Below are 13846 nucleotides of genomic sequence, written 5' to 3' on the forward strand. Positions count from 1 at the left end.
CCGTGATTCCGCTGTCGTTCGCACAACGCCGCATGTGGCTGACGCACCAGCTCGAGGGAGGGGCGGAGACCTACAACATCTCCCCGGCGTTCCGGCTGACCGGGCCGCTCGACCCGGACGCCCTCGCGGCGGCCGTCCGCGACGTGGTCGGCCGCCACGAGACCCTGCGCACCACGTACGTGACCGACGAGGACGACGAGCCCCACCAGCGGATCCTGGCGGCCGCGGACGCGCCGGTGCCGCTGCCGGTGACCGACGTGACCCCCGGGGAGCTGCCCGCCGCGATCGACGAGGTCATCGCCCACCGCTTCGACCTGGCCGCCGAGATCCCCTTCCGGGCGCACCTGTTCCGCTGCTCGCCCGAGGAACACGTCCTCGTGCTGGTCATCCACCACATCGCCTCCGACGGGGTCTCCGGAGGACCGCTGGCGCGTGACCTGACCGCCGCCTACACCGCCCGGCGCGAGGGCCGCGCGCCGCAGTGGACGCCGCTGCCCGTGCAGTACAAGGACTATGCGCTCTGGCAGCGCGAACTGCTCGGCGACGTGAACGACCCCGGCAGCCTGGCCGCCGCGCAGATCGACCACTGGCGCAGGGAACTGGCCGGCGTGCCCCAGCCCCTGAACCTCCCCCTGGACCGGCCCCGGCCCGCCGAGCGCAGCTCCCAGGGCGAGGCCGTCGACGTCGTGGTGGACGCCGCGGTGGCGGCCGGCCTGCAGCAGCTGGCCGACGAGCGCGGCATGACCATGGCGATGGTGCTGCAGGCCGCGGTGGGCGTGCTGCTCGGCAAGCTCGGCGGCGGGGACGACATCACGATCGGCGGCCCGATCGCCGGGCGGACCGACGAGGCGCTGGCCGACCTCGTCGGATTCTTCGTCAACACCCAGGTGCTGCGCGTGGACCTGTCCGGCGACCCCACCTTCGCCGACCTCCTCGCGCAGGTCCGGGACAAGGCGCTGACCGCCTACGAGCACCAGGACGTGCCGTTCGAGACCCTGGTCGAGCAGATCAACCCCGAACGCTCCCTGGCCTACCAGCCGCTGTTCCAGGTGATGTTCGCCTGGCAGAACTTCGCCCGGCAGGACTTCGAACTGCCCGGGCTCAAGGTCGAGTTCGAGCAGTACCTCACCCAGACCGCCCTGTCCGACCTGTTCTTCAGCATCGCGATGGACGACACGGGCGCCCTGCGGGGCGACCTGCAGTACGCCACCCAGCTGTTCGACCGGGACACGGCCGAAGCCGTCGTCGCCCGGTTCGTCCGCGTACTGGACCAGGTGGCCGCCGACCCGCTCCGGCCGGTGAGCGCGGTGGAGGTGCTGTCGGCGGGGGAGCGGGAGTGGTTGCTGCGGGGGGTGAACGACACGGCGGTGGCGGTGGAGCCGGGGACGCTGCCGGGTGCGTTCGAGGCGCAGGTGGCGCGGGATCCGGACCGGGTGGCGGTGATCGCTGAGGGTGAGTCGCTGACCTACGGGGAGTTCAACCGGCGGGCGAACCGGCTGGCGCACTGGCTGGTGGAGCGGGGCGCGGGTCCGGAGCGGCTGGTGGCGGTGCGGGTGCCGCGGTCGGTGGAGCTGCTGGTGGCGGTGTACGCGGTGGTGAAGTCGGGAGCGGCCTACGTGCCGCTGGACGTCGACCTGCCCGAGGACCGGGTGCGGCATGTGCTGGACGGTGCACGGCCGTTGCTGGTGCTGGAGGGGGACCTGCCGGATGTGTCGGGGTATCCGGAGACCGACCCGGTGCGGGAGCTGCTGCCGGACCACGCGGCGTATGTGATCTACACGTCGGGTTCGACCGGTGGCCCCAAGGGGGTGCCGGTGGCGCACCGGTCGATCATGAACCGGATCCGGTGGGGCCTGGACCACTTCGCCGTCGGCGTCGAGGACCGCATGATGGTCAGCACCTCGGCCTCCTTCGACGCCTCGGTGCCCGAGATGTTCGCCAACCTGCAGATGGGCGCCAGTGTCGTCGTCGCACGCGCCGACGGGCACCGCGACCCCGCCTACCTGGCCGAGCTGATCCAGCGCGAGCAGGTGACCGGCGCCTTCTTCGTGCCGTCCCTGCTGGCCGCCTTCGTCGCCGAGCCCCTGGCCAAGCAGTGCACCAGCCTGCGCTGGATCGAGGTGGCGGCCGAGGCGTTCCCGGCCGCCCTCGCCAACCGCTTCACCGAACTGCTCCCGGGCTGCTCCGCCAACAACCTCTACGGCCCCACCGAGGCGACCGTCGAGGTCACCGGATGGCAGCACGTCCCCGGCGCCGACCGGGTGCCGATCGGCGCGCCCATCTGGAACACCCAGGTCTACGTCCTCGACGCCGCGCTGCGCCCCGTCCCGCCCGGCGTCGCCGGCGAGCTGTACCTGGCCGGCGTGTGCCTGGCCCGCGGCTACCTGGGACAGACCCCGCTCACCTCGGAACGGTTCGTGGCCTGCCCCTACGGAGCGCCCGGCACCCGCATGTACCGCACCGGGGACCTGGTGCGGTGGACCAAGGACGGCCAGGTCGACTACATCGGCCGCACCGACTCCCAGGTCAAGGTCCGCGGCTTCCGCATCGAACTGGGCGAGATCGAGCACGTGCTGACCGGCCACCCCGCGGTGGCCCAGGCGGCGGTCGTCGTGCGCGAGGACCAGAAGGGCGAACAGCGCCTGGTCGCCTACGTGGCGCCCGACCCGGACGCCGCGGTGGCCGACGCCGAGGCCCAGGTGGACGAATGGCGCCAGGTCTACGACGAGAGCTACGCCGACTCCGCCGAGAAGGCCTGGGGCGAGGACTTCCAGGGCTGGAAGTCGGTGTACGACGGCGAGCCGATCCCCGAGGAGCAGATGCGCGAGTGGCGTGACGCGGCGGTGGCGCAGGTCCTGCGCTTCGCCCCGCGCCGGGTGCTGGAGGTCGGTGTCGGCTCCGGCCTGCTCCTGGCCCGGATCGTCGGCGAGGTCGAGGAGTACTGGGGCACCGACATCTCGGCCACCGTCGTGGACCGGCTGCGGGCACAGACCGCGCGGGCCGGCCACGCGGACCGGGTCCGGCTGGCCGCGCAGGCCGCCCACGACGTCTCGGGGCTGCCCCGCGGCGCCTTCGACACCATCGTCGTCAACTCGGTGGTGCAGTACTTCCCGAGCGCCGCCTACCTGGACCTCGTGCTGGGCGAGCTGATGGACCTCCTCGCCCCGGGCGGCCGGCTGATCGTCGGTGACGTCCGCAACGCCGCCACCCTGCGGCTGCTGACCACCGCGGAGAAGCGGGCCGCGCAGCCGCACGCCTCGCACGAGGAGATACGCGCGCTCGTCGAGCAGGCGCTGCTCGCCGAGCGGGAGCTGGTGGTGGCGCCGGAGTGGTTCACCGAATGGGCCGCGGACCGTGCCGCCGGCGTCGACATCCGGCTGAAGGAGGGGCACGCCCACAACGAGCTGACCCGGCACCGCTACGAGGTCGTCCTGCACAAGCGGCCGGCCGCCCTGCGCGACCTGGCCGGGGTGCCCGCCCTGGCCTGGGGCCGCGACGTGACCGACTGGGCCCAGCTGGCCGGCCGCACGGGCGGCGGCCCGGTCCGGGTGACCGGGATCCCCAACGCGCGGCTGGTCGCGGAGGCCGCCGCCGCGGCCGCCTCCGGCGTGAGCGCACCGAACGCCCCGCAGGGCACGGCGGTGGATCCGCAGGAGATCGCCGACAGCGCCCGCCGGCACGGCGGGGAGGCCGTCCTCACCTGGTCCGCCGAGGCCGCCCACTGCTTCGACGCGGTGCTGCTGCCCGAGCCGGAGGCCGTCGGCGGGGTCTTCGTCCCCGGCCCGGCCACCGGACGCATGCGGATCAACGCCCCCGCCCTGGCCAAGTCGATCGGCCCCCTCCTGACCGAACTGCCCGAGTACCTGCGCGAGCGCCTGCCCGACTACATGGTCCCGGCCACCGTCGTACCGCTCGCGGAGATCCCGCTGAACCCCGCCGGCAAGCTCGACCGGCGCGCCCTGCCCGCGGAGCACACCACCACCGTGAGCAGCGGCGAGCCGCGCAACTCCCACGAGGAGAAGCTGTGCGCCCTGTTCGGCGAACTGCTGGGCCTGGAGCGGGTGGGCATCGACGACGACTTCTTCGTGCTCGGCGGGCACTCCCTGCTGGCCACCCGGCTCAGCGCCCGCATCCGCAAGCAGTTCGGCCTGGACGTGCCGCTGCGGACGATCATCCAGTACCCGACCGTGGCCGAGCTGGCGGCGCTGGTCCTCATCGGCGGCATCCCCGACGACCACAACGGTTCGTTCGAGGTCGTGCTGCCGCTCAACCGGGACCCCGGCACGGGCAAGCCGCCGGTGTGGTTCCTGCACGGCGGCGGCGGCCTCGGCTGGGCGTACTTCACCTTCGTCCCCTACGTCCAGGACCGCCCGGCCTACGCCCTGCAGTCCCGCGGCTCCAACGGCACCGACCCGCTGGCCGGTTCGGTCCAGGAGATGGTCGACGACTACCTCGCCGAGATCCTCCGCATCCAGCCGGAAGGCCCGTTCCACCTCGTCGGCTGGTCCTACGGCGGCCCGATCGCGCACGCCCTCGCGGTGGAACTGGACCGGCTCGGGCACCGGGTCGACCTCGTCGCCGTCCTGGACGCCCAGCCCGCGACCACCCACCCGGAGAGCGGGTTCAAGCAGGTCTCCGGCAGGACACCGGACCTGTACCGGGCCGACGTCGAGGAAGTCTTCGGCCAGTTCATGAACACCCGCAGCATGGACAGCTTCCTGGACACCATGTCGAAGGTGGGCGCCAACAACCTCAACAAGATGGGCGACTTCGAATCACCCGTCTACCGCGGCGACCTGCTGTACTTCAACGCCAGGCTCGACAAGACCGAGGAGGTCTCCTCCTGGGGGCCCGACTGGCGGCCGCACGTGCTCGGCTCCATCGAGGAGCACGCGGTGGACGCCACCCACCACGACCTGCACATGCCCAAGCCCGCGGGCCAGATCATGAGCGTCATCGCCGAGCGGCTGGCGCGGTGACCGGCACCGCGGGGCCCGCACCGCAGCGGGACCGGAACGTGCTGGTGTGCGCGCCGTTCGCCGGAGCGGGTCCGTCCTTCTTCCACCCGTGGCGGGCGCTGTCCGGCGGCCGGTGGCGCGTGGTCCCGGTCGAACTGCCCGGCCGCGAGCGGCTGATCCTGCGGACGCCGTACCGCAACGTCGCGGAGGCGGCCCGCAACACGGTCGACGACCTCGTCGCCGAGGCGGGCCCCGGGGCGCGGATCTCCCTGTTCGGGCACAGCCTGGGCGCCGTGCTCGCCTATGAGCTGACGCATCTGCTGACCGCGCGCGGCGTCGCCGTCGAGCGGCTCGTCGTGAGCGGCTCGCCCGGCCCGTGGACCCAGCGGGCGCGGCGCGCCACCGGCCTGCCCGACGAGGAGTTCCTCGCCCGCGTCGAGGAGTTCGCCGGCTTCCGGCACGAGGCCCTCGACCATCCGGAGATGCGGGAACTGATCCTGCCCGTGCTGCAGGCCGACTGCGAGATGCACGAGAACTACGTGCCGAGCACCGACGAACCGGTCACCGTGCCGATCTGCTCCCTCCGGGGCGCCCGCGACGGCCTGGTCAGCGCGGACCAGGCACACGAATGGCAGAAGGCGACCACCGGCTCCTTCCGCTACGCGGAGTTCCCCGGCGACCACATGTACCTGGTCGACCACGGCCGCGAGGTCCTGGACCTGATCGAGGCCGAGTCCGCGCAGGACAGCCCCTAGCGGGGCCCGCCGGCCGCGGTGCGCACACGGCGCACCGCGGCCGGCGGCACAGCCGCGCGCGGGTCCGCCCCAGCCTGCCCACCGTTCGACGAGGATGCCGAGGAGAGCACCCCATGGACGAGCCCATCGTCAGCCTGACCGACCCCGAGTTCGTGGAGGACCCGGTCCGCGCCTACGCGCGCCTGCGGGAGCGGTCCCCGCTCGTCCGCGTCGGATTCCCCGGCGGGCCACGCGTGTGGCTGATCACGCGCAACGAGGACATCAAGACGGCCCTGAACGACCCGCGGCTCGTCGTGGACCACAGCAACGTGCCGGGCCACCGCGGACCGAGCCTGGTGGACCAGATGGTCGCCTCCCTGGACCTGCCGGACGAGTTCCGGGACTACGTCGCGGCCAACATGATGCTCAAGGACGGCCGGGACCACGCGCGCCAGCGCCGCCTGGTCACCCCGGCGTTCACCGTCCGGCGCATCAAGCAGCTGCGCCCGCGCATCGAGGAGATCTCCGCCCGCCTCCTGGACGACCTGGCCCGCAAGGGGAGCGGTGACCTCATCGAGGACTACTCCTCCCCCCTGACCGGGACCGTCATCTGCGAACTCATCGGCATCGACGAGGCCGACCAGCCCCAGGTGCGCACCTGGATGAACGACTACGCCGACGCCGACGCCGACCTCGCCGGGAGCGCCCAGGGCATGGTCGACTACGTGCGCAAGCTCATCGTGCGCCGCAGGGCGGACCCCGCGGACGACATGATCTCCACCCTGGTGCAGACGAGCGACGAGGACGGCGACCGGCTCAGCGAGGCCGAGATCATCTCGATGGTGCTGCTCGTGGTGAACAACGGGCACCACTCCACGTCCCACTTCATCCCCAACGCGGTCCTCGCCCTCCTCGACAACCCCGAGCAGCTGGCCCTGCTCAGGGCCAGGCCGGAGGCGCTGCCGCACGCCGTGCACGAGCTGATGCGGGTGGCGAACCCCGTCCCGGCCGCCGGCCCCCGCTACGCCACGGAGGACCTGGAGTTCGCCGGGACGCCCATCCGCCGGGGCGACGCCCTCATCGGCTCCCTGGTCTCCGCCAACCACGACCCGGACGTCTTCCCCGAACCCGGACGGTGCGACGTGGAGCGCGTCCTGCCGCGCGGGCGGAGCCACCTGGCCTTCGGCGCGGGCCCGCACTACTGCACCGGCGCGGCCCTGGCGAACCTGGAGGGCGAGATAGCCCTCGACCACCTGATGCTCCGGCGCGACACCCTGGAGGTCACCGTGGACCGCGCCGACCTGACCTACACCGAGGCCACCCCCGGCGGCGCACGGCTGCTCGACGCGCTGCCGGTCCGGTTGTGAGCGGCTGACCGGCCCCTGGGACACCGGGCCCCCGGACGCGGCGGCGTCCGGGGGCCCGGCTCACGGGCGGCGGCGCGTCAGCGCCCCCGCTGGTCCTTCACGAGGTCGCCCAGCCGGTCCACGCCCAGGCCGATCTGCTCCGGGGTGAGCACACTGAAGGAGAGCCGGGCCTGGTGGAATCCCGAGGTGCCGGCGTAGAAGTGGTGCATGGGCGTCCACAGCACGCCGAACTTGGAGGCCGAGTACTCCAGCATCTCCTCGTCCGCCACGAACGGCAGGGTGACGACGACGAACATCCCGCCCTGCGGCGCGTTCCACGAGACCTCCCGCGGCCGTCCGGGCACCGGCGGGAACACCGACGCGAGCCGGTCGAGCACGGCGGCCAGGTTCCGCCGGTAGACCCCGGCCTCCCGGGCGGTGGCGCGCTTGAGGCTGCACCCGTTCTCGATCAGGTAGCCGCCGATCACCGCCTGGGCGACGGTCGAGGTGTTGAGCGTCACCATGCTCTTCAGCTTGGCGAGATGGTCGGCGAGGAGCACGGGGCCGGCGGCCCGGTCCCCCGCCGAGGACACGGGCTGGTCCGCGATGATGTACCCCACCCGGGCACCGGCGAAGGCCGACTTGGCGAAGGACCCGAGGTGGATCACCTGGCGGTGCTCGTCCAGGGACTTGAGCATGGGCAGCCGCGCACCGCCCGCGGAGAAGAAGGAGTAGGGGTTGTCCTCCAGCACGAGGATCCGCTCCCGCCGCGCCAGTGCCAGCAGGGCGACCCGGTCCGCCGTCGACATGCTCGCGCCGCTCGGATTGGCGAAGTCCGGGACGACGTAACAGGCGCGCGGGCGCAGTCCTTCACGCCGGGCCGCGGCGATCTGCCGCTCCAGGTCGGCCAGGTCGATGCCGCCCGGGCCCTCCCGGACCGGACGCAGGGGCGCCCCGGCCACGCGGGCCGCGCCGATGAACCCCACGTAGTTGGGCTCGGCCGCCAGGATGACGTCGCGGCCGTCCCGGACCAGGGCGCGCAGCAGGATCACCATCGCCTCCTGGCAGCCGGTGGTCACCACGATGCTCTCCGGGTCCACCGTCAGGCCCTCGTCGACCTGCAGTTGACGGGCGATCAGTTCGTGGATGAAGCCCTTGGTGCGGCCGTACTGGAAGAAGGTGCGCCGCACCTGCTCGGCGGGGAGGCCGACCTCGTCCTCCAAGTGGCGCCGGAACGTCGTGAGATGGCGGGAGAGGTCCTCGACGTCGTAGAAACCCTCGAACGGGCGGCCGGCGGAGAAGGAGACGGCGCTCGGATAGCGTCCGGCGAGTTCGTTGAGCAGGGTCATGGAGGTCAGCGCGGGGTCGTCCACCGACTCGTGCAGGTCCGTGATGCTCAGGAACGCGGGCGCCGGGTGTACGGCCATAGTCACGCCATCCTCATCCGTTGGACACGTTGGACACGTTGGACACGTTCGGCACATCGGGCACGTCGGGTGGGGCCGGAGCTGTGGGGACGGCCCGGCGGCAGGAGGGAACAGCCGCGCGCTCGGCCGTGTGCCGCACCGGGGAGACGGGAGCCGCCGCGGCGCTGGGCCCGCTCGGATGCGAGGCCGCCTCGTCGGGCCCTCATAGTAGACGCGCGGCGTGACGCACCGCAGTGCTTCGCCGCGCACACCGGACGGGCGGCCGCGCCCGTGCCTGTCCCGTCAGCGGGACACCGGGAGGAAAGAGACCGCTCTCCCTTACCGGAACCGCGGGGGACGGCCGGGGAACATTGACACCATTCCGTGCGGCGGACAGAGTGTTGAACCGCCGGGGAACCGCCGGGGAACCGGCGAAAAGGCGCGGGGGAGTTCCGCTGCGACCGGCCGGCGGCAGCCGGCCGAAGGATGGCCGGCGGACCCGCATTCCGTTCCCGCACGCCGTGAACGTGACACGTGAACCGCGTCCGCCGGTACGAGACTTTCATCGCCGGGCGGTCGCCCCCGTCGACCACGCCCGAACTGCCGGTGAGACCGCGCCGGCACCCCGGCCCACCACTTTTCCACGTCCGGAGCCATGAACCGCCGAAGCCCGTGAAGCGGGAATCCGCGACGGTTTCGAGAACGTGTCCCGCAAGGCGGCATCACCTCACAACCCGAAAAGGAAGTGACGCATGAACACACTGGGCGAGGGCGTTCTGGAGAAAGCCGCGGCGGAATACGCCGAACAGGGCTTCTCCATCATCCGCGGTGTCGTGCCGCGCGATCTGCTGGACGAGGTGCGTGCTCACGTCGACTGGCTCACCGGAAAGTACCCGGACTTGCGTCCCGAGCACTTGCACCACCCGTTGATCCGCAATGACGCCTTCTGGGCCCGGCTGGTGTCGGACTCCCGTCTGGTGGACATCGCGGAGTTCTTCCTGGGGCCGGATCTCGCGTGCTTCACCGCCCACTACATCTGCAAGCCCCCGTACGACGGGCAGCCCGTGCTGTGGCACCAGGACGGCGCGTACTGGACGCTGAGCCCGATGCAGGCGCTGACGGTGTGGCTGGCCGTCGACGAGAGCACCACCGAGAACGGCTGCCTGCGGATGATCCCCGGCAGCCACGAACTGCCGCTGCACAAGCCGCAGGTGCGCACCGACCAGCCCAACATGCTCTTCTCCAGCTCCGACGAGACCCTGGTACGGGAGTGGGCGGACAAGCGCGGTGTCGTGGACATCGAGCTCCAGCCGGGTGACGTGTCGATCCACCACCCCCACCTGCTGCACTACTCGGAGGCGAACACCTCCGCCAAGCGGCGCTGCGGTCTGGACATCGGCTACATCTCGACGGCGACCCGGATCCACAGCGAGGGCATCTATCTCGACCCGCTGCTCGTGCGCGGGACCGACGCCGCCGGCCTCAACCAGTACCGCCCCTTCCCGGTCTACCAGGAGGGCGAGACGATCCCCTTCGCCGGCCGGGAGGAGTGGAACGACAAGGTGGCCGTGCGCAACGAGGCGCTGCCGTCGAGCTCCTTCGCCCTGGCGCAGGAGAGCCCGATCGAGACGACCCGGCACATGATCGACCGGCTGCGCGAGGGCACCGTCAAGAGCTGACCCCCGCACACGGCCGATGGCCCGCCGCTCCTTCGCGGCGGGCCATCGGCCGGTCGGTGCTTGCGGCGGCGGGCCGTCCGCGGGCCGGTTGCTGCGGCGCGGCGGGGCCGCGTCGCTCACCAGTCGAACGTCTCCCCGTCACCCCGCTTCTCGACGCAGTACGTCCGGAAGGCCCTGGCCTTGGCCACCATGCCGTCGTCTCCGGTCAGCCGGGCGGCCTCCACGTACCAGTCGAAGGCGGCCGTGGCGTGCGCGTGCCGCTCGAAGTGCAGCTCGGCGAACCGGCGGAAGGCCGGCCGCATCGTCTCGGGGGTGAAGTCCCGCCCCGACTCGATGAGTTCGCGCAGCTCGGCGTCGGCCGGCTCGGGCCGCTCGACGATGCGGACCGGCTCGGTCGCGGGGACCGCGTTGCGGATCTCGACCGGCTCCTCGGAGTCCGCGAAGTCCAGGCACAGGGACAGCCGCGCGGTCCGGGAGGTGCTGCGCGCGGAGTGCGGGTCGGTCGAATGGATCTTCCAGACCTCGCCGCGGCGGATGTGGTAGACGGACTCGTTCTCGGAGTGCAGGGACTCCTCGCTGGTGCGCAGCGGGACCTGCAGCCGGGTGCCCGGCTCGGAGAACTCCAGGAAGTCCACGTGCGGCGAGATCAGCCCGTCCCGGAGGCTGAAGACACGCACCCACTGCAGCCGGTCCAGGGGGAAGTTGTCGGTCACCAGCGCCATGATGTTCGGCAGCCGCTTGCCCAGGTCCGTCAGGGTCAGCCGGCCGTCGTGCGGGCGGAACGCGGTGTCGGAGTCGGCGCCCGTGCCGTTCGCCAGCACATGCGACGACCACGAGCCGAAGGTGAAGGCGTCGTAGTCTCCTCCGTAGTCGTGGTGGTCCACGACGGACAACTCGGATTCCAGGTCGTACGCGTCGATGGGCAGCACCGCGAGCCGTTGCGACTTGAGCAAGGAAATCCCCTCCGGCAGATGGTCGTTCGATGAACGCGGAGGTTCGTGGGCGCCCTCCGGGGCGTCACAGTAATTCTTCGAAAATGCGATGGCAATGACGTGCCCGCCGGGGCCGCGCGTGGCCCCCGGGGCCGGTCCGAAACGCCGATCCGCTCGCCCGGGAGGGCCAGGGATGGCACGATGGGCAGCCTGAACTTCCCCTGGTGGACGCCGTTCCCGGGGTTCGTCGCCGCATTGTCCCGGCGCCCCCGCGGTGTCCCGTCGGCGGGACAACCGGCCGCCCGGGCGAAGGTCCGCGGCGCCCGGTCCGTGTCTTTCGCAATTCAATTCCGGGCTTTAACCTCGTCCGGTGACCGAAATTCTATGAACGTCCCGCGCGGCATGTGAATGCCCTCTGAAACGGGCTTTTGTGTCCCTCGGAGAAAGGAAAAGGTGGCGATGGAATCGCGACCGCGGGCTCACCGGCAAGGTGGACGACACGAGGCGACCGAGGCGCGCACGGCACCCGACGGTGCGCCCGAGGCGCTGGTGCCCGAGGCACTGGTGCAGGAGGTCTGCGCGCTGTGGGCGGAGCACCTCGCCGGCTGCGAGGTCGGGGCGGACGACGACTTCTTCGCACTCGGCGGCAACTCCCTGACCGGGATCGCGATCATCGACCGGGTCAAGCGCGACCACGGCGTCGAGCTGTCGGTGCGCGACTTCTACCTGGCCCAGACCCCCGCCCGGGTCGCCGCACTCATCGAGCGGGGAAAGGCGCTGACATGAGGCTGACGCCCGGCGCCGCGCGCGAGGTCGACCTCGACCGCGTCGACCTGTTCGACCTGGACCTCTACACCCACGGCGACCCCCACCCCGTCTGGGACGCCATGCGCGCCGAGGCCCCGCTGCACCACCAGGTCCTGGCCGACGGACGGGAGTTCTGGTCCGTGACGCGCTACGACGACGTCTGCCGGGTGCTCGGCTCCCACCAGGAGTTCACCTCGGAACGCGGGACGGTCGTCACCCACCTCGGCGTCGACGACGTCGCTGCGGGCAAGCTGATGACCTCCACCGACCCGCCCCGGCACACCCAGGTCCGCAGGGCGATCGGCTCCCGGCTCACCGCGCGCGCCGTCGCCCCCTGGGAGGACCGGATCCGGCAGGCGATCGTGCGGTTCCTCGAGCCGGCGCTCGACGGGGAGGTCTTCGACCTGGCCGAGCAGGCGCTGCGGCTGCCCGCCATCGTCACCGGGCCGCTGCTCGGCATCCCGGAGCGCGACTGGGACGAACTCGTGCAGCTGACCGCCATGGTGACGGCCCCCTCGGACCCGCACTTCCGGCAGGGCAGCGAAGCCGCGACGCTCGCCATCTCCCACCACGAACTCGTCGCCTACGTCACCGCGTGGGTCACACAGCGCCGCGCGGCGCAGGACGAGGACACCAGCCTCCTGGACCACCTCATGAACGCGCGGGCGGGCGAGGCGCCGCTGACCGACGAGGAGATCGCCCTCAACGGCTACAGCATCCTCCTCGGCGCCAACGTGACGACCCCGCACACCGTCTCGGGCACCGTCCTCGCCCTGGTCGAACGGCCCGAGCAGTTCGACAAGGCCCGGGCCGACCCGTCCCTCGTGCCGAACCTGGTGGAGGAGGGGCTGCGCTGGACCTCGGCCGCCTGCAACTTCATGCGCTACGCCGTCGCGGACACCCGGATCGGCGGCGGCACCGTCCCGGCCGGCGGAGCGGTCGTCGCGTGGATCGGCTCGGCCAACCGGGACGCCGCCCAGTTCACCGACCCCCACACGTTCGACATCACCCGCAGCGGCGCCAAGCGCCAGGTCGCGTTCGGGTTCGGCTCGCACTTCTGCATCGGCGCGCCGCTGGCCCGGATGACCCTGCGGGTCTTCTTCGAAGAGCTGCTGCGGCGCTGCGGATCGATCGACGTCGCCGGCGAACCCGAGCACCTGCGGTCGTACTTCATCGCCGGCATGACCCACCTGCCCATCGTCGTCGGGAAACGCAGGACGCCATGACATCCGGATCCGCCACCGCCACCTCACCCTGGTTCGTCCGGCCGCCGGCCCGCACCGGCCACCCCGCCCGGATCTTCTGCTTCCCCTTCTCCGGAGCCGGCGCCTCGGCGTTCGGCGCCTGGCCGGCCGCGATCGACGGGGCCGAGGTCTGCCCGGTGCAGTTCCCCGGCCGGGAGAGCCGGATGGCCGAACCGCACTACGGCACCTACGAGGAGCTCGCGGACGCGCTCGCCGAGGCGCTGGTGCCGCTGCTGGACCGGCCGTTCGCGTTCTTCGGGCACTGCGCGGGAGCCCTGCCCGCCTTCGAGACCGTGCTCCGCCTCGCCGACCGGGGGCTTCCCGTGCCGCAGTGCCTGTTCGTGTCGGGCCAGCCCGCGCCGCACCACGCCTCGCGCGACCGCATGCTCGCCATGACCGAGGCGCAACTCAGGGCCGAACTGGAGTCCTTCCTGCGCGACCGGGGGATCGAGCCGCGGCCGGACATGGTGGACATGGGCCTGGCGGTGCTGCTGCGCGACCACGCCGCCGCGGGCGCCTACCGGCGCACCGAACCGGTGACGCTCCCGTGTCCGGTCGTCGTCCTGCACTGGCGGGACGACCCCGACGTGGACCCGGACGACCTGCGGGCCTGGCGTCCCTACGCGGAGTCGGTCGACGTCCGGGTCGTCGACGGCGGTCACTACGACTTCATGCACGCGCCCGAGGCACTTGTGACGTCGCTGGGCTCCTGGCGCTGAACACGGCGGACCGCCCGTGCG

Annotated in this window: 9 protein-coding genes; 7 read left to right on the forward strand and 2 right to left on the reverse strand. The window is 72.1% G+C overall.

Going from position 1 to position 13846, the window contains the following annotated elements; translation table 11 throughout:
* Nucleotides 1-2: 2 nt before the first annotated feature.
* The 3 genes from ACIGAN_RS14415 (at nt 3) to ACIGAN_RS14425 (ending at nt 7059) form a co-directional block, all read left to right on the forward strand.
* A complete protein-coding gene (locus tag ACIGAN_RS14415) occupies nt 3-4979 on the forward strand; it encodes an amino acid adenylation domain-containing protein (protein ID WP_399857444.1) in 4977 nt (1658 codons plus the stop codon).
* Nucleotides 4976-5713: a thioesterase II family protein gene (locus ACIGAN_RS14420; protein ID WP_399857446.1), complete on the forward strand. Its 738-nt coding sequence runs from the start codon at nt 4976-4978 to the stop codon at nt 5711-5713. The genes ACIGAN_RS14415 and ACIGAN_RS14420 overlap by 4 nt, the downstream gene beginning before the upstream one ends.
* Before the next feature lie 113 nt (nt 5714-5826).
* Complete coding sequence (locus tag ACIGAN_RS14425) at nt 5827-7059, forward strand: cytochrome P450 (protein WP_399857448.1); 1233 nt, start codon at nt 5827-5829, stop codon at nt 7057-7059.
* A gap of 77 nt (nt 7060-7136) precedes the next feature.
* Here the strand turns inward: ACIGAN_RS14425 and ACIGAN_RS14430 are convergent, their stop codons facing one another.
* A complete protein-coding gene (locus ACIGAN_RS14430) occupies nt 7137-8465 on the reverse strand; it encodes a PLP-dependent aminotransferase family protein (RefSeq protein WP_399857450.1) in 1329 nt (442 codons plus the stop codon).
* A 731-nt stretch (nt 8466-9196) separates the two neighbouring features.
* Here ACIGAN_RS14430 and ACIGAN_RS14435 point away from each other — a divergent pair.
* Nucleotides 9197-10123, forward strand: coding sequence for a phytanoyl-CoA dioxygenase family protein (locus ACIGAN_RS14435; RefSeq protein ID WP_365098968.1), 927 nt, complete (start codon nt 9197-9199; stop codon nt 10121-10123).
* A 116-nt stretch (nt 10124-10239) separates the two neighbouring features.
* Here the strand turns inward: ACIGAN_RS14435 and ACIGAN_RS14440 are convergent, their stop codons facing one another.
* Nucleotides 10240-11076, reverse strand: coding sequence for a putative nonproteinogenic amino acid hydroxylase (locus ACIGAN_RS14440; RefSeq protein ID WP_365098969.1), 837 nt, complete (start codon nt 11074-11076; stop codon nt 10240-10242).
* Nucleotides 11077-11514: 438 nt separating this feature from the next.
* On the opposite strand from ACIGAN_RS14440, the gene ACIGAN_RS14445 reads away from it, so the two are divergent.
* Genes ACIGAN_RS14445 through ACIGAN_RS14455 form a run of 3 tightly spaced genes read left to right on the forward strand, consistent with a single transcriptional unit; the run spans nt 11515 to nt 13825 of the window.
* Nucleotides 11515-11841 carry an acyl carrier protein gene (locus ACIGAN_RS14445; RefSeq protein WP_399857453.1) on the forward strand — a complete coding sequence of 109 codons (327 nt, stop codon included), beginning with the start codon at nt 11515-11517 and terminating at the stop codon, nt 11839-11841.
* Nucleotides 11838-13088: a cytochrome P450 gene (locus ACIGAN_RS14450; RefSeq protein ID WP_365098971.1), complete on the forward strand. Its 1251-nt coding sequence runs from the start codon at nt 11838-11840 to the stop codon at nt 13086-13088. The genes ACIGAN_RS14445 and ACIGAN_RS14450 overlap by 4 nt, the downstream gene beginning before the upstream one ends.
* A complete protein-coding gene (locus ACIGAN_RS14455; RefSeq protein ID WP_399857455.1) occupies nt 13085-13825 on the forward strand; it encodes a thioesterase II family protein in 741 nt (246 codons plus the stop codon). The genes ACIGAN_RS14450 and ACIGAN_RS14455 overlap by 4 nt, the downstream gene beginning before the upstream one ends.
* Nucleotides 13826-13846 lie beyond the last annotated feature (21 nt).

The organism is Streptomyces sp. NPDC085931 (assembly GCF_044540565.1).
GTDB lineage: Bacteria > Actinomycetota > Actinomycetes > Streptomycetales > Streptomycetaceae > Streptomyces.